Genomic DNA, 15,863 nt, shown 5'->3' on the forward strand with positions numbered 1-15,863 from the left:
GAAATTGCTCCTTCAGCTTTATCCATCAAACGCTGGCAGCTATTAATATGAGAGTTAGTTGTCGCCAGGTGCCGACTGGCTCGCGCGGCGCAGCGCCGCCTCGTCCAGCCGCCCGGCGAGCTGCGCGAGCTGCAGCTCGGCGAGCAGCAGGCGGCTCATCGCCTGGGCCAGGGCCAGCTGCGTGGCGGCAAGGTCGTTGTCTGCGCCCAGCAGGTCGAGCAGGGTGCGGTGCCCCACCTCGTAGCCGGTGCGCGTGGCGTCCTGGCGCGCGCGGCTGGCCTGCAGGGCCTGCTGCAGCGCCTGCACCTGCTGCTCGCCGCTGCGCAGGCCCAGCCAGGTGGCGTGCACCTGGCGCGCGACCTGCTCGCGCGTGGCGTCCAGGCGCGCCTGGGCCTCGTTCCAGCGCGCCAGGCTTTCGTCCTCCTTGGCCGAGCGGTAGCCGCCCGTGTACAGCGGCACCGTGAGCTGCACGCCGAGCAGGGCGCGCCGGTCCTTGTTGCGCGCGCCGCTGCCGTAGTCGCCGCTGCCCGACAGGCGCTCCTGCGCGGCCTGGGCCACGAGCTCGAGCCGCGGCGCGGCGCTGGCGCGGTGCTTGTCGGCCTCGGCGCGCGCCAGGTCGGCGGCGAGCTGCTGCAGCCGTATGCCGGGATTGCCCGCGGCGGCTTGTTCCTGCCACAGCGCCAGGGCTTGCGCGGTGGGCTGCATGACCTGGGGGATATGCGCCACCAGGCCGGCGTCGGGCAGGCCCGTGCTGTCGGCCAGCCGGCGGCGCTGGATGTCGAGCTCGGCCTGCGCGGCCAGGCGCCGGGCGTCGAGCTGCGCCTCCTGCGCGCGGGCCTCGTGCACGGCGGTGATGGGGGCGGCGCCGAGGTCGAAGCGGTCCTGCGCCTCGGTGGCGGCCCGGCGCACGGCGTCCAGCTGGCCGTCTAACAGGCGCAGCGACTCCTGGGCCAGGGCCAGGTCCAGGTACTGGCCCGCGGTGCGCAGCATGGCCGCCTGCTGCGCGGCCTGCCATTGCAGCTCGCCCATGTCGGCCTGCAGGTGCAGTTGCTGCTGCTGGGCGCGGCGCTCGGGGTCGTAGAGCGGCTGGCTGGCCTGCAGCGCGATGCGCGTGGCCGTGCCGCCGTTGACGGAGGTGCCGAAGTCCACGCCATTGTTCGTGCCCATGCCCGGGGCGCTGAACTGCGCGCCGCGCATCTGGCTCTCGCCATGGCCCCAGCCGGCCGCGGTCGTCATGCCCAGGGTGGGGCGCCACAGGGCGTCGGCCTGGCGGCGCTGCGGCTCGGCCGCGCCATGGGCGGCGCGCGCCACGGCAAGCTCGCGGTCATGGCGCTCGGCCGCCTGCCAGGCCTGCAGCAGGTCGGTGGCGTGGGCGGCTGGTGCCATGGGCGCCAGCAGCAGGGCGGCGGCGAGTTTGAGGCCAAATATGGCCTTGGCGCTTGTGGGGCAAGCGCGAGCAGCTATGGTTTTTGTCATTGCGCCAGTCCTTGGCCACGCACCACGTCGACACGGTGGCGGTAGGCCACGAAGTACAGAATCGGGATGACCACGAGCGTGAGCAGCGTGGAGACGGCGATGCCGAAGATCAGCGAGATCGCCAGGCCGTTGAAGATCGGGTCGTCCAGGATGAAGAAGGCCCCGAGCATGGCCGCCAGGCCCGTGAGCATGATGGGCTGGGCGCGCGTGATGGCCGACTGCACGATGGCCTCCTTGAAGTCCATGCCGGCCTGCACCTGCAGGCGGATGAAGTCCACGAGCAGGATGGAGTTGCGCACGATGATGCCCGCCAGCGCGATCATGCCGATCATGCTGGTGGCCGTGTACTGCGCGCCCAGCAGGGCGTGGCCGGGCATGACGCCGATGATGGTGAGCGGTATCGGCGCCATGATGATGAGCGGCGTCAGGTACGAGCCAAAGTGCGCCACCACCAGCAGGTAGATCAGGACGAGGCCCACGCCATAGGCCGCGCCCATGTCGCGGAAGGTCTCGTAGGTGATCTGCCATTCGCCGTCCCACTTGAGGCTGTAGCCGCGGTAGGGGTCGCTGGGCAGGCTGACGAAGTATTCCTCCACCTTGCCGCCGTCGGGCGCGGTGATGTCGGCAATCGCCGAGCGCGCGGCGAACATGCCGTAGAGCGGGCTGTCCACCCGGCCCGCCATGTCGGCCACGACCAGGTTCACGGGCAGCAGGTCCTTGTGGAAGATGGGCTGCTCGCGCAGGCTGTCGGTCACGGTGACCAGCTCGCGAATCGCCACCGTCGCGCCCGTGGCGGTGCGCACGGGCAGCTGCAGCAGCTGGTCCAGGCTGCCATGCTGCTCGGCCGGCAGCTGCAGCAGCACGGGCGTGGGGTATTTGCTCGCGTCGCGCAGCCAGGTGACGTTCTCGCCCGACAGGCCCGCGTGCAGTGCCGTGGTGATGGTCGCCTGCGGCACGCCCATGAGCGCGGCCTTGCGCCGGTCCACGAGCACGAGCTTTCTGGGCGCGTCGGCAATCGCGCTGTCGTCCAGGTCCACGATGCCAGCCGTTTTTTGTAGCGCCTCGCGCACGTCCCGCGCCACCTTGCGCCGTCCATCGGCATCAGGGCCATAGATTTCGGCAACGATGGGGGAGAGCACGGGCGGGCCGGGCGGCACCTCCACCACCTTGACGTTGGCGCCGAGGCGCCGGCCGATGTCCTGCAGGGCAGGGCGCTCGCGCATGGCAATGGCGTGGCTCTGGTCCTTGCGCTCGTGCTTGTCCTTGAGGTTGACCTGGATGTCGCCCACCTCGCCGCCGCTCCTGAGGTCGTACTGGCGCACCAGGCCGTTGAAGTTGATGGGCCCGGCCGTGCCAGCGTAGGCCTGGTAGTCGGTGACCTCGGGCACGGTGGCCAGGTGCGCGCCGAGCTCGCGCAGCACGGCGGCCGTGCGCTCGGGCGGCGTGCCCGCGGGCATGTCCACGATCACCTGGAACTCGCTCTTGTTGTCGAACGGCAGCATCTTGAGCTGCACCCAGCCCAGCACCGGCAGCACCAGCGACACGCCGATCAGCCCGGCCACGGCGAGGCCCAGCAGGGCGCGGTGGCGTGCGCCGCGCTGGTCGTCGAGCAGCGGGCGGAAGATGCGCGTGAACAGCGGCGCGAGCTTTGCCGCCAGGCCCGTATGTTCCTGCGCCTGGCCGCCATGGCCCTTCATCCACAGCCGCGCCAGCCAGGGCGTGACGGTGAAGGCCACGGCCAGCGACAGCAGCATGCCCATGCTGGCGTTGATGGGGATGGGCGCCATGTACGGCCCCATGAGCCCGCTCACAAACGCCATGGGCAGCAGCGCGGCGATCACCGTGAAGGTGGCCAGAATCGTGGGCCCGCCGACCTCGTCCACCGCGCCCGGGATGAGCTGCAGCAGGGTCTTTTCAGGATGCAATGCCTGGTGGCGATGAATGTTTTCCACCACCACGATGGCGTCGTCCACCAGGATGCCGATGGAGAAGATCAGGGCGAACAGCGACACGCGGTTGAGCGTGAAGCCCCAGGCCCAGGAGGCGAACAGCGTGGCCGTCAGCGTCAGGCCCACGGCCACACCGACGATGAGCGCCTCGCGCCGGCCCAGGGCCACGAACACCAGCGCCACCACGCTGGCGGTGGCGAACAGCAGCTTCTGGATGAGCTTTTGCGCCTTGTCGTTGGCCGTGGCGCCATAGTCGCGCGTCTCGGCCACCCGCACGTCGGCGGGGATTACCGTGCCCTTGAGCTCGTCGACGCGCTGCATCACGGCGCGCGCCACGTCGATGGCATTGGCGCCCGCCTTCTTGGTCACGGCCAGCGTCACGGCCGGGTATTCCTCGGCCTGGCCGTCCTTGACCTGGGCATGCCAGACATAGCGCGTGGCGGGTGGCGGGCCGTCCTCCACGCTGGCCACGTCGCGCAGAAAGACGGGCTTGCCGCCGTGGCTGGTGACGACGATGTCGGCCACCTCCTGCGCATGGGCCAGGAACGGCCCGGCCTCCACGGCCACGGACTGGTTGGCCGAAAGCAGCTCGCCCACGGGCAGGCCCATGTTGGCCGACTGGAGCGCCTGGCGCAGCATGTCCACCGTCACGCCGCGGCCGGCCATGCGCGCGGCGTCGAGCTGCACGCGCACCGCGCGCCCCGGCCCGCCTATGGTGGTCACGGTGCGCGTGCCGGGCACGCGCATGAGCTCGGCCTCCATGCTGTGCGCCACGCGCTCGAGGGCAAACGCGCCCTGGTCCGCGTCCTGGCTGTAGAGCGTGAGCGTGACCACGGGCACATCGTCAATGCCCTTGGGGCGGATGATGGGCTCGAGCGCGCCCAGGCCGCGCGGCAGCCAGTCGGCATTGCTGCGCAGCGTGTCGTGCAGGCGCACCAGCGCGTCGTTGCGCTGCACGCCCACCTTGAACTGCACCGTGAGCGCGGCCACGCCGGGGCGCGAGACGCTCATCACATGCTCCACGCCCAGCATCTGCGACAGCACCTGCTCGGCGGGCGTGGCAATCATCTGCTCCACGTCCTGCGCCGAGGCGCCGGGGAAGGGCACGATGACGTTGGCCATGGTGACGTCGATCTGCGGTTCCTCCTCGCGCGGTGTGACGAGCACGGCAAACACGCCCAGCAGCAACGCCACCAGAGCCAGAAGCGGCGTGATTTGCGCCGCCTGGAAGGCCTGGGCAATGCGGCCGGAGATGCCCATGGAATGCTTTGGGGCGCCCATGTCAGCGCACCCTTGCCGCAGCCTGGGGCGACTGCGCCACCTGGTCGCCCGCGGCCAGGCCGCTCAAAACCTCGACCATCTCGCCCTGGGGCTGGCCCAGGCGCACCTGGCGCAGCTGGGGCCGGCCGTTGGCGCCGCGCACGTACACGCCCGTCATCTCGGCGCGGCGCACCACCGCGCTGGCGGGCACCAAGAGGCGCTGACCTGCGTCCTGCGCGCCGCCCTGCCACCACAGGCGCGCGAATGCGCCGGGCAGGGCGCCCGCCAGGTTCTCTGGCATATTGTTCGGCAGTGGCACGCGCACGGTGACGGTGTGGCTCAGCGGGTCGGCCGTGGGCAGCACCTGGATCTGCGCGGCGGCAATGTCCAGGCGCTGGCCGGCAAGCTCGACCTGCACGCCCGCGGCCTGGCCGAGCTGCTGCGCCTGCTGCTGGGTGAGGGCGGCGGCCACGCGCAGCTGCGCGGGGTCATACACCGACAGCAGCGGCCGGCCCGGCATGGCCATGTCGCCCAGCGCCACGGGCACGCTGGCCACCACGCCGGCATAGGGCGCCTTGAGCACAAAGAGGCCCGACTGCGTGGCCGCCACACCGGCCTGCGCCTGCAGCGCCTGCACCTGGGCCTGGGCCGCGCGCCATTGGGCCTCGGCGGCATCCAGCGCCGCCTGGCTGATGTAGCGCTTGGCAAACAGCTGCCTCTGGCGCTCGTACTCCTTGCCCGCCACCTGCAGATGGGCCTGGGCGGCAGTCACCTGCGCCTGGCTGGCGCTCGCGCCCTGGTGCGCCATGCGTGCGTCTATGCGCAGCAGCTCCTGGCCTGCGCGCACGCGGTCACCGGCCTTGACGGGCAGCGCAACGATGGCGCCCGCCACCTGGGCCGACAGTTGGGTGTCGCGCACGGCCTCCACCTTGGCGTCGCTGCTCTGCCAGCCGGCCTGGGCCGACTGCACGGCAACATAGTCGAGAACAGCGGGCTCGGCGGCCCGCACGGGCGACAGACCCGCATGAGCGGCAAGCAAGAGAGGCAGCCAAAGGCGATGAGGCATGGGATGAGCTTTCTGATGGTTTCATTGATTATTTAACCAAGTAGCTAATTAGTCAATGATGTACCATGTGCAGGCATGAGCGCACACCGAATGGAGCGAAGTGATGAAGGAATTGCCCCCTGAAGCCCTGGATCAGGTCGCCGCCTATTTCCAGGTGCTGGCCGAGCCCACGCGTCTGCGCATCCTCAACCTGCTGCGCCAGGGCGAGCACAACGTGGGCGAACTGGCCCAGGCCTGTGGTTACACGGCGGCCAACATCTCAAGGCATTTGTCGTTGATGACCAAGCAGGGCATCGTCTCGCGCGAGGGACGCGGCACCAGCGTGTACTACCGCCTGACCGATGAGTCGGTCGACGCGCTGTGCGACCTGGTCTGCGGCAACATCGCGCGCCGACTCGAGCAGGCCGCGCAGACCAACAGCGCATTTCGTGAGCGCCTGTGAGTGACATCCCTCGGGTTCAGCATGTGCTGGGTTCGAAGGACTCCGCTTGGGCTCACCGTTGGCAAACTGAGCCGCGCAGAAGTCACGGGTCAAATACAGGGTGGGGCTTGACTGATCCGAAGACTCGATAGGGTTCGTCGGCAATGCCCGTCGGATATGCGATCAACAGCGGAACACGATGCCAATCATAGTTAACATAATATACAGAGGCGGTTTGCTTGATCGAGCAGGGCGGCGCGAATCTCGGGGTTCTTGACCCGTTCGGCTGCTTGGTCAAGCACCACGCTAGCAGGCGCAATGCCTAGCATCTGCGCTACACTAATTGAAGCACGTTCATCCAATGTTGAGCCTCGTTTTCTGTAGAGGCTGATTGTTGCTTGGGTGATTCCAAGTGCTTTTGCGACGGCATAGTCGCTAGCAAATCCGCGTTCGTTCTTGACGCGGTCAATCCATTCAAAAGCCTTCATGTTTGACTCTTCTGTTGCGTTGGCGATACGTTGCGCATGGTAGTTAAAGATTTAAAGACCTTCAAGTATTAGAGGGTATCAAATGCTTTGAGGTGTTTTGAGTACATTTCGGCTCATCAATAGGGAGTCGGCATGTCTCAAACACAAGTCATCTATCAGGGCGAGCGGTATACGGTGCGGCGCAAGGTCGGCAACGTGCTCGAACTTGCCTATGACACGGGCTCATTCTTCCGTCTGGTGCATGCCACCAGCGTAACCCCTTGTCCTGCCCTTGCGGTCGAAACGGCTGCATGTGGTTTGCCGACTCCAGCAGCCGCGCAGGGGCGGGACAACCGGGCCGCGTGGCTCTCTATTGCGGACTTTCTTGCCCTTGAAAATCTTCGTGGTGTCCTGCGTGACCGTGCGGCGCAAGCATGCGCCGGCATGGGCACGAGCTCCGCGAGGGCGCAGGCCGGCGCATGCTTGGGGGCCGCTCAAGTCCTCCCCCATGGTAATCACGGGGAGAACACCGAATGTTGAAAGTCGCTGCGCTGTTTGTTCGTTCTGACAGTCACTACAAAAAAATGGGTTGTGATTGTTACGACTTCGAACGTAATGCGTTGACCTGGCCGGGGGGTGTGCCTTCTGTAGCGCATCCGCCTTGCAGGGCATGGGGGCAGTTATCGCAGTTCGCGAAGCCTCGGGATGGTGAAAAAGAGCTTGCTCCGTGGGCGGTTGAGCAGGTTCGGCGGTTTGGCGGCGTCGTTGAACATCCCTATGCTTCCCGGTTGTGGGCAGTTATGGGCTGTGGTGGGTTCGGCCTGCGCGATCGCTGGGGCGGTGTGCTGATACCGGTTATGCAATCGTGGTGGGGCCACAGAGCGCCGAAAAAAACGGCGTTGTACATCGTGGGGCCAGTGCCTGCGCTACCTGACCCGGTGGGCGTCGCAACGGGTCGGGTTGAATTGATGGGTAAACGCGAGCGCGAAATGACCCCGTTTGAGTTTGCGCGTTTCCTCGTGGATATAGCACGTGAATCAAAAGGTTTTGGGGGTGCGGTATGACCCGTCCAGCAGGAACCCGGCTGAACAAGCATTCCAAAACCTGCGCGCTGGTGCTTGATGGGTCGGAAGTCAAAGCGCGGTTGATGATCGAGCGACGCGAAACCAAAATGCCGGTGCATGTGGATTGGGTGCGGTTCACGGCGCTGGTGCGTAATGCGCCGACACCTGAGGTCGATGTACTCTTTCCTGAACCCGTGGAGTTGCTGAGTCTTGCTGAACAGGACGAAAGTGAACGGCGAAAAAAGCGCCTGCGCAAAATGCTCGCGGAACTGCCTGACCCGCAATACGCGCCAGGCGGGCAAGCTCTGGAACTGGCGGAAAAAGTGGCGTCGATCCTTGGGGATGAATTCGTTGTCGTTTCTGAGCTTCGCAAGGGTCACGACTTCTATGCAAAGCGCATCAGTATCGAGCGTCACGGCTCTGAAGTGGGATGGGTCGGCTTCGGCGCAAGCGGCGATAGCCCACGGCAAAAAGCGCAATCGCAAACCCTGCATGTCAATCTTTACGGCACGGCGTGTACCTTTGCCAAGGCGGGATGGCGCGATGCCATTGCGGACCTGGTTGATGAGCTGGACGCCAAAATAACCCGCGTTGATCTGGCGTTGGACTTCTTCGATGGCCTCGCCGGTGGCATGCGTCGAATCAAAGCCGACTATGAGCATGGCTTGATGGATTGCGGCGGTAAGCGCCCCAAGTGCAACATGGTTGGCGACTGGTCAAACGGCCCAGTCGAGGGCAAGGGGCGTAGCTTCTATATCGGCTCCAAGGAAGCCGGAAAGCAAACGAACGTCTACGAAAAAGGGCATCAGCTTTTTGGCGAAAAAGATGCATCCGGCTGGATCAGGGCTGAATTGCGGTTTGGCAACAAACTTCGCGTTCTGCCGTCTGATCTCCTGCGTTACCCGGCATCAGGCTTTGCCGGTGCCAGCGACTGGCACGCGGCGCTGCTCAATGAGGCGGGCGCTACGGTTGACCCGTTCAAAGTGCCTTGTGAAAAGCGCTTGGCGGCGGAAACCATCGAAGCGGAAGTAACCCGTAATGTGCGATGGGTGCGTGACGTTGCGGGCGCGTCCCTGTCCCTGGCCTTTCAGTACTTGGGCGAAAACGCCTTTCTCGAAATTGTGAATCCAAAAGCGGTTCCGGGTCGTCTGCGTCGATTCAGCCGTGATGAGATTCGTTGTGCCTATGAAAAAGCGCATGGGCGTGTTTATCGGCCAGCGGGGACGGGTCAACCTTGCGTAACGGCTTAATCAACTGACCAAAAGAAGGAAGCATCATGCAATTTAAGTCCGAAGTCATCATTCACGGCATCAAGGAAAGCAAAGGCAGTATTGAGGGCCGGGAGTTTTCGAGTACGACATTCCATTGTGAAGTCGATCTCGCAGAAAACAGCGCGGGTCGCTCCATCGGTCGCGCAACCCGTCCCTTCAAATTGGGCGATGCTAAGGAATTCGACAAGTGGTCACACCTGGGCGATTCTCTGCCGATCAAGGCAATTGCCACGTTTGAAATGGCGGCGGCTGCGCAAGATGGCACGAAAATGGTGTTGGTCGATATTCGTCCGGTCGAAATGGCAAAGCCTGCGCAAAAGGCGGCGTAAAAATGCGCTACGTCATCCAAAGCGCATTTACGGGCGCATTCCTCGCGCCGAATCCCGATGATGGGCAACCCGAATGGGTCATGCTCCTGCGGGATGCTTGCGCGGTGGATGACTTGGAAACCTGCGCGCAATTGATCGAAGATCATTGCGACTCATACCATAAGGCGGTCGTCGTTGATTTGCGATGTTTATACAAAAACCCGCAAGTCGAATAATGGCGTGTGCAGCATATAGGCGTTGATGACGCCTATCTGATGCGTATGCATCATTTTCTCAACTACTTTTGGAGGTTCGAATATGAACACGAAAAACGCTCTGCGCTTTGGCGCTATCCCTGCCGGTCTGCTCGGTGCTTTCGGCGCTGCCAATGCTGCGGTTCCGCAGGAAATTACTGACGCCATCAGCACCATGCAGGCTGACGGCGTGACGGTGGCAACTGCCTTTGTGGTTGCGGCTATCGCCGTTGCAGCAATCAAGTTCCTGCGCTCGGCAAAGTGAGCTATCAGGTCGGCGCAACCTGCTATGGCAGCGCAGTAGATGCGCTGTCTGCTGTCGCCTCGTCGCAAGTCGGGGCGGTCGTCGTGCATGGTGGCGCGGCCTACGTGGTGGGAGTTCAGGCTGTCGGGCCTGACTCCATCACGTATAGCCTGCAACCCGTCGCCGGGGGGCAAGCTATCCAAAGCGTCGTTGCGCTGACTCCGCAACCGTGCGGCCTGCTTGAGTGGCAAGACGGTTTGGCGCTTGGGTGGGCTGTTGCGGCGGCCTGGATCGCTACGGCGGCAATACTGCATCTTCGTAAGGCTGCGCACCAATGACACCGGATTTCGCAATTATGTTTTTGGCCGTCGCAGGGTTGGCATGGATCGTTTCGCAAAACTGGTAATCGCTGCTGGCCTGGGCCTGGCGTCGTTTTCGGCGTCTGCGGGCTATGCGTGGCCGTCTGATCCGGTGGGGTTCACGCGGTCGGGTGCATGGGGCAAGGGGTACGGCTACGCGGCGGCGGCTAACGATCAATTATTCGGTAGCGGGAAAATCATCTATCAGAGTAACGGGTTAAAGGTGCCTGTGCCTGGTAGAGTTACAACAATGCCGGTTGCGTATCGGCTTGCGGCGAATGCGCCGCGATATGCAGCGCGGGCGCTTTATCTGCATCCTGGCGCGCGGGCGGCTATGGGGATAGCGGCATGGCTCGGTGCGGCGGGGTTGGTATGGGATGCCGCGCAAAACGCATGGGTGAGGCCGGATGGGAGTTCAGGCACGGTGTCGGACGGATATGAATACAGCCCTGGCGGTGAGCAGTATTACCCGACGCCTGAGCAAGCGTGTGAGGCGCATATGGCGACATACACGGGGCCTATGTTTGCGACGTTTAAATCGATTAAACCGTTTGGGGCGTCATATCAATGTATATTTAGGAAATATATAGTTAATGAGGATGGGTCGCAATCGGTAATTAATGAGAATACGACGCATATTCTGAATAAACGGCAGAGTCAGTGTCCGCAGGGTTGGTATCACACGTCAGCAGGTTGTACACAGAACCCGCAGCCTAATAGAGTGACGCAAGAGGAATTTGAGGAGCTTTTGTCACCTAAGCCAATGCCGGAAACGGTGCCGCAGGAGTTGCCGTATCCAACGCCTTTGCCGGTTGATCCGACGCCGGGGCCATGGGTTAATCCGGAGCCTGGCGATAATCCCAAGCATCGGCCTACGTTTATTCCGAATGGCGATCCGGTGCCAAATCCTAATTACAACCCTAATGCAGAACCAAGCACAGAAAATCAGCCATATGTCGAGCCTGGCACGCATGTAAAACCGTCGCCAAGTCCAGAAGACCCGTGGCGAATAGAAATCAAGCCGGTGAATCGTCCGAAGCCCAGTCCGGAGTCGGGGCCGGAGCAGCAGCCAGACCCTAACCCGGATGAAAACGGCAATACCAATACGGGCGACAAGCCGAAGGAAGATCCGGGGTTGTGTGAGTTGTACCCGGATATTCTCGCGTGCGTGAAGCTGGATACGCCAGACGAGGAAGAATTGCCAGAGTCGGAAAAGCCGATTGCCGTCACACCTGATGCGGGGTGGGGGCCTGATGGCGGGTCATGTCCTGCGCCTCGCATGCTCACGGTTCAGGGGCGTCAAATCCCGATACCGTTTGATTTGTTCTGCGTCTATATGTCGGGGCTTCGGCCAATCATCATTGCCATGGCCTGGCTGAGTGCTGCGTTTATTCTGGTCGGCGCAAGGGAGGGCGATTGATGGGCTTTGGAACCTTCTTGGCGTCCCTGGCGGGGCCAATTGTTAAGCGGGCCATGATCGCGCTAGGGTTCGGTGTCGTGTCATACGCGGCGATGACGGCGGCGCTGAATGCGGCGCTGTCTGCGGCTAAAAACGCATGGGCGGGGCTGGCGGGCTTTCCTGAGGCGCTACAGCTAGTGCAACTGGCCGGGATCAATACGGCTGCATCCATCATTGCCGGGGCGCTGGTGGCGCGTGTGGCGATGCAAAGCCTTAAAAAATTCGAGGTTGTCAAGTGATAACGCTGCTGACGGGCATGCCGGGCGCGGGCAAAACGGCGGCCATGATCGACTTGTTGCAAGACCTGGCGAAAGATCGTCCGGTGTTTGTGCATTTCGACCCAAAAGAGCGTTTGCGGCCAGAGCAAAAGCTTTTGCACGAAACTCTGCTTATTCCGCATCAGCCGGTCAATGCGGCGACCTGGCACGAGGAAGTATCTGACGGCGGGATATTGGTCATCGACGAGGCACAGGGCTGCTGGCGACCACGCGGGCCAGCGGCCAAAGTGCCGGAGGCAATCGCGGCGCTCGAAACCCATCGGCACGCGGGGATTGATATTTTCATTACCACGCAAAGCCCCAGGCTGATTGATGCCAACGTGCGCGGCCTGGTCGGGCGGCATGTGCATATTCGGGACACTGGGTGGTTGGGCCGGTGGTGGTACGAGTGGCCGGAAGTGAATGAAGGTCTGGCCTGGAAAACATGCCCAGTCAAAAAGCGGTACAAGCTGCCGCGCAAAGTGTTCGACCTGTACGCAAGCGCGAACGAGCACCACAAGCCGGTTCGTGCTGCCCCGAAAACCCTTGCGCTGGTGGCGGTGCTGCTGGTGTGTTTGACAGTCCTGGTCGGCCTGATCGTGCGGACCTTCAAAAATCACACGGCAGAGAAACCAGCGGCGGCGGTGCCTGCGCCCCAAGCGCCCCAGGTGCCCCAAGCATTGCCAGTAAACCCGGTGACGGTCGAAGATGATGATGGTATGAACGGGTCGTTGGATGAGCGTATTGCGTTTGTTCCGCGTCTGTCTGATCGACCCTGGACGGCTCCGGCGTATGACGGTTATCGGGTCGTCGTCCATATGCCGGTCGTTGCCGGTGCCATCTGCAAAGGGGATGAATGCATCTGCCTGACGGCGGACGGGGCGAAAGTGCCTGATATGAGCGCGGCGGCGTGCAAGACCTGGCTGCAATCGCCACGGCCATTTAACCCGTACGTGCTGCCGCCTCCGCCAGCGGCTAGCGTCCCTGTCGGTCGTGGCGGGCGCGGCGGTGCTGTTTCGGGTGATACTGAACCCGGCGAACGTCAAACCGTTGCTGTTCCTGGCGGGAGCGCAAACGTAGTTCCCATGGCTGACGTTTCCGTGAATCTGCGAAGCGCAATAGCAGGTACAGGGCAATACCGGCCAGCAGGATCAGGCCAGCCACTGTAAAAGGGTCTGCGAGAAAATCGACGGTCATCCCTCTAGGTTACTTCATTAGTCCCAAAAGCCGCGCAAAGCGGCTTTTACTTTTTGACCCAGTGCGCGCGCGGCGCGTGCGGCGTCCTTTGCCCATTGCGGCGTCACCTTGGGCGCGGGATGCGCGATGCGGCCAGCAGCCGCAAAGGCCTTGCCGCGCGCGGCGCGGATCTGGCGCTGGATGCGCGTCGTAGGCCGTGGCAAAGCCCACACCAGGGCGCGGCCAAACGGAAGCGGCAATTGCAGCGCGAGGGCGTCGGGGTGCTTGCGGTAGTTTGCAGCGATCATGGCGCTAATCTCCTGAGTCGAACGAGGCCAGCACGCGGCGCGGGGTGGCCTTGTTCGCGAGGAGCGATGCACAGCAGGGACAGCTATTTGTCAAGGGGCCGCGCGGAAATCGCAGCCCGGAGCGCAGCGGAGGGACCGATTGAGCACGGCGGCGAAGCCCGAAGCCCTTTACAAATAGATGGCGCTGCGGTAAATGCCCAGCTGGCCTGTGCCATAGGGCGTGCTAGGTCTGGCGCGGTGCTGGTTACGCGGCGCGGAAAAATGGCCGGTTCGCGGCGCGGTCGTTGCTGTCCAAAAGTCTCTCAAGCTCTCGCACCTGGCGTACGAGGCGGGCATTTTGGGATTGCAGCGCCTGGGCTAATCCGTGCTGCACCTGGGCGTAATTGTGGGCGTCGCAATCAGCGGCTGATCGTCCCCAACGTGTTTCCCAAAAAAGCGCCAGTAGCACCGGGCGCGGTGCGTCGTCGGCCTGTAGATACCGGCGCATCGTGCGCTCTGTGATACCCAGTAACTTTGCAACCTGGGCGGGCGATGCGCCCAGGTCATCAAACATCATGGTCAAGCTCGGCAGACTGCGGGGGCTTCGGAACATAAAAGCCCCAATGCATAACTAGCACGGCTTGTCAATAGGGAAAAAACTGACCACGGTTTGACTTGGCGCAATCGGCGGGAGCGTCGAAGCCTCTCCAGCGGCTTTTTCAGGATTAAACATAATATACATCGTATCCAACACTTCGGAGGCTATGTTTGACCTGCCAAGACCCAGTAACCTGGGTCCTGACCCTTCCCCTGATTCGTGGATTGCTTGAACTACGGCTTACGCCGCCGGTGGTACGTGCACCGGTTGCTGTTGCCGGCGTCGAATCGAGCGATGCCCACCAAGTAGTGCCAAGGCACCGACCACCATCAGCCAAGACGGCGGTTCGGGCACGGCATTGGTGAAGTTTACGATCACCTTGGTGCCGTCGACGTAAGAGAGACCGCTCCAATTGATGGCGATACGCCCGCTGTCGAAGCTGACGCGGCTGGCGTCAAAACCGGTCATGGTCGTCGTTGGGTCGACCGCCGCAGCGACAATATCCAGTGGACCGCCTGATATGAGATCAAACACCAACCCGTTGAAGGACGTACTGTTCCACGTCGGGGCTAGAAGCGACGTAGTTAGCAACAGGGCCAGCGAATTGTCGGAAAAGTCGACACTGATCTGCGTGACGCCTTCTACATCGAACAATGTTTCATTACCCGCTCCGACGGTGAAAGTTGACGGCGATACCGATGCGCCGCTATAGGCTGTGGTGATGTCGGGATGGGCGTAGAACGTCGAAAAGCCTTTGCCGACCAAGCCCGCATGGGCCGCTGATGCCATCACTAGTGCAGCGGCCGAAACGATCAGTTTGACAGCAGACATGATCGACTCCACAAAGTGCGTGATGCGAGAGGATTGTCCATGTCGCGGATGGTTGTCAATCCACACCAACCGGGATGGCGGCCAAGGTCCTGGCGCGCTAGCTAGATGAGCTTTGAGGTACAGCATGGACCATGCTGCATTACCCCGCCCAACAGGGCATCAGCCTGTCACCAACAAAAAAGCGCACTATCGAAATGATAGTGCGCTTTCCTTGTGTGGTTTGGTAGGACGTACAAGATTCGAACTTGTGACCAACGGATTAAAAGTCCGCTGCTCTACCAACTGAGCTAACGTCCCACGGTTTTGCTCGATTGCAGTAAAGACGTAAATTATAGCGTGGTTTTGTAGGTGCGCTGGGCCAGTCGATCCAGTACCCAACCTGCGGCACATTGCCCGAAGGTCGCGGTCACGGCCACGGATGATCCATAGCCATGGCAGTTGAGTGTTCCGTCGCCGTTCTGCAGCGCACAGGATCCATGCGGTGGCGCTACGGCCTCCCTGCTGAAGACACAGGTTACGCCCATGCGCTTGCCATCCCGCGCGGCTCCATGCTCCCTGCGCAGGCGATAGCGCAGTTGTGCGAGCAGCGGATCATGCGTCACCTGGGCCAGATCGTCCACATCCACCTTGTAGGCGAGCCGCTTTCCTCCAGCAGCACCCACGGCAATGAATGGCACGTGGTGCCTTTGCGCCCATGCCACCATCGCCGTCTTGGCGCGCACCTGGTCGCAGGCATCGATCACGGCATCGACGCGGGCTGGCAGGATGTCGGGCCAGTTCGCTGGTTCGACGAAATCCTCGACGCATTCGACCTGGCATTCGGGATTGATGAGCGCGATGCGCTCGGCCATGGCATGCACCTTGGCCTGGCCCAGGGTCGTGGTCAGCGCATGGACCTGACGATTGATGTTGGACTCGGCCACATGATCGAGGTCGATCAGCGTCAGGCACCCTACCGCGCTGCGTGCCAGCGCCTCTGCCGCCCAGGAGCCAACACCACCGATGCCGACGACGACCACGTGGGCGGCACGGATGCGCGCCGCCCCTTCCACGCCATAGAGCCTGTCCAGGCCCCCGAAGCGCCGCGTCAGATCCGTCTGCGAGTCCTGCATGGGA

18 protein-coding genes and 1 tRNA gene are annotated in these 15,863 nt (G+C 62.9%); 10 read left to right on the plus strand and 9 right to left on the minus strand.

Going from position 1 to position 15,863, the window contains the following annotated elements; all coding sequences use genetic code 11:
* Positions 1-54: 54 nt before the first annotated feature.
* From ABUE11_RS08480 to ABUE11_RS08490, 3 genes are read right to left on the minus strand one after another with little or no spacing between them, the layout of a single operon-like run.
* On the minus strand, positions 55-1,476 hold the full coding sequence (locus tag ABUE11_RS08480; RefSeq protein WP_367068606.1) for a TolC family protein: 1,422 nt from the start codon (positions 1,474-1,476) through the stop codon (positions 55-57).
* Positions 1,473-4,706, minus strand: a complete 3,234-nt coding sequence (locus ABUE11_RS08485; RefSeq protein WP_367068607.1) for an efflux RND transporter permease subunit — start codon at positions 4,704-4,706, stop codon at positions 1,473-1,475. The genes ABUE11_RS08480 and ABUE11_RS08485 overlap by 4 nt, the downstream gene beginning before the upstream one ends.
* A gap of 1 nt (position 4,707) precedes the next feature.
* Positions 4,708-5,751, minus strand: coding sequence for an efflux RND transporter periplasmic adaptor subunit (locus ABUE11_RS08490; protein WP_367068608.1), 1,044 nt, complete (start codon positions 5,749-5,751; stop codon positions 4,708-4,710).
* Between the two features lie 103 nt (positions 5,752-5,854).
* Here ABUE11_RS08490 and ABUE11_RS08495 point away from each other — a divergent pair, with 103 nt between their 5' ends.
* A complete protein-coding gene (locus ABUE11_RS08495) occupies positions 5,855-6,193 on the plus strand; it encodes a metalloregulator ArsR/SmtB family transcription factor (RefSeq protein WP_367068609.1) in 339 nt (112 codons plus the stop codon).
* Between the two features lie 191 nt (positions 6,194-6,384).
* On the opposite strand, the gene ABUE11_RS08500 is transcribed toward ABUE11_RS08495, so the two are convergent.
* On the minus strand, positions 6,385-6,660 hold the full coding sequence (locus ABUE11_RS08500) for a hypothetical protein (protein WP_367068610.1): 276 nt from the start codon (positions 6,658-6,660) through the stop codon (positions 6,385-6,387).
* A gap of 132 nt (positions 6,661-6,792) precedes the next feature.
* Between ABUE11_RS08500 and ABUE11_RS08505 the strand changes: the two genes are divergently transcribed.
* From ABUE11_RS08505 to ABUE11_RS08545, 9 genes are all read left to right on the plus strand, one after another.
* Positions 6,793-7,179 (plus strand): hypothetical protein, encoded by a 387-nt coding sequence (locus tag ABUE11_RS08505; protein ID WP_367068611.1) that lies wholly within the window; start codon positions 6,793-6,795, stop codon positions 7,177-7,179.
* The gene (locus ABUE11_RS08510; RefSeq protein WP_367068612.1) at positions 7,173-7,703 is read left to right on the plus strand and encodes a hypothetical protein; all 531 of its coding nucleotides are present in this window, start codon (positions 7,173-7,175) and stop codon (positions 7,701-7,703) included. Before ABUE11_RS08505 ends, ABUE11_RS08510 begins: the two co-directional genes overlap by 7 nt.
* Entirely contained in the window at positions 7,700-8,953 is a 1,254-nt protein-coding gene (locus ABUE11_RS08515) for a replication initiation factor domain-containing protein (protein WP_367068613.1), read from the plus strand. The genes ABUE11_RS08510 and ABUE11_RS08515 overlap by 4 nt, the downstream gene beginning before the upstream one ends.
* Before the next feature lie 26 nt (positions 8,954-8,979).
* A complete protein-coding gene (locus ABUE11_RS08520; protein ID WP_367068614.1) occupies positions 8,980-9,303 on the plus strand; it encodes a hypothetical protein in 324 nt (107 codons plus the stop codon).
* 2 nt (positions 9,304-9,305) lie between these two features.
* Positions 9,306-9,518, plus strand: a complete 213-nt coding sequence (locus ABUE11_RS08525) for a hypothetical protein (RefSeq protein WP_367068615.1) — start codon at positions 9,306-9,308, stop codon at positions 9,516-9,518.
* Between the two features lie 82 nt (positions 9,519-9,600).
* A complete protein-coding gene (locus ABUE11_RS08530; RefSeq protein ID WP_367068616.1) occupies positions 9,601-9,801 on the plus strand; it encodes a major capsid protein in 201 nt (66 codons plus the stop codon).
* A 360-nt stretch (positions 9,802-10,161) separates the two neighbouring features.
* Positions 10,162-11,559, plus strand: a complete 1,398-nt coding sequence (locus ABUE11_RS08535) for a virulence factor TspB C-terminal domain-related protein (RefSeq protein WP_367068617.1) — start codon at positions 10,162-10,164, stop codon at positions 11,557-11,559.
* Positions 11,559-11,837, plus strand: a complete 279-nt coding sequence (locus ABUE11_RS08540; RefSeq protein ID WP_367068618.1) for a DUF2523 family protein — start codon at positions 11,559-11,561, stop codon at positions 11,835-11,837. The genes ABUE11_RS08535 and ABUE11_RS08540 overlap by 1 nt, the downstream gene beginning before the upstream one ends.
* A complete protein-coding gene (locus ABUE11_RS08545) occupies positions 11,834-13,024 on the plus strand; it encodes a zonular occludens toxin domain-containing protein (RefSeq protein ID WP_367068619.1) in 1,191 nt (396 codons plus the stop codon). The genes ABUE11_RS08540 and ABUE11_RS08545 overlap by 4 nt, the downstream gene beginning before the upstream one ends.
* Positions 13,025-13,069: 45 nt before the next feature.
* Here the strand turns inward: ABUE11_RS08545 and ABUE11_RS08550 are convergent, their stop codons facing one another.
* From ABUE11_RS08550 to ABUE11_RS08570, 5 genes are all read right to left on the minus strand, one after another.
* The gene (locus tag ABUE11_RS08550) at positions 13,070-13,339 is read right to left on the minus strand and encodes a hypothetical protein (protein WP_367068620.1); all 270 of its coding nucleotides are present in this window, start codon (positions 13,337-13,339) and stop codon (positions 13,070-13,072) included.
* Positions 13,340-13,583: 244 nt separating this feature from the next.
* On the minus strand, positions 13,584-13,895 hold the full coding sequence (locus tag ABUE11_RS08555) for a hypothetical protein (protein ID WP_367068621.1): 312 nt from the start codon (positions 13,893-13,895) through the stop codon (positions 13,584-13,586).
* A 261-nt stretch (positions 13,896-14,156) separates the two neighbouring features.
* Positions 14,157-14,747 carry a PEP-CTERM sorting domain-containing protein gene (locus tag ABUE11_RS08560; protein ID WP_367068622.1) on the minus strand — a complete coding sequence of 197 codons (591 nt, stop codon included), beginning with the start codon at positions 14,745-14,747 and terminating at the stop codon, positions 14,157-14,159.
* Between the two features lie 221 nt (positions 14,748-14,968).
* Positions 14,969-15,044, minus strand: a tRNA-Lys gene (locus ABUE11_RS08565).
* A 32-nt stretch (positions 15,045-15,076) separates the two neighbouring features.
* Positions 15,077-15,859: a tRNA threonylcarbamoyladenosine dehydratase gene (locus ABUE11_RS08570; protein WP_367068623.1), complete on the minus strand. Its 783-nt coding sequence runs from the start codon at positions 15,857-15,859 to the stop codon at positions 15,077-15,079.
* Between the last annotated feature and the right edge of the window lie 4 nt (positions 15,860-15,863).

Source organism: Oryzisolibacter sp. LB2S, assembly GCF_040732315.1.
Taxonomy (GTDB): domain Bacteria; phylum Pseudomonadota; class Gammaproteobacteria; order Burkholderiales; family Burkholderiaceae_C; genus Alicycliphilus; species Alicycliphilus soli.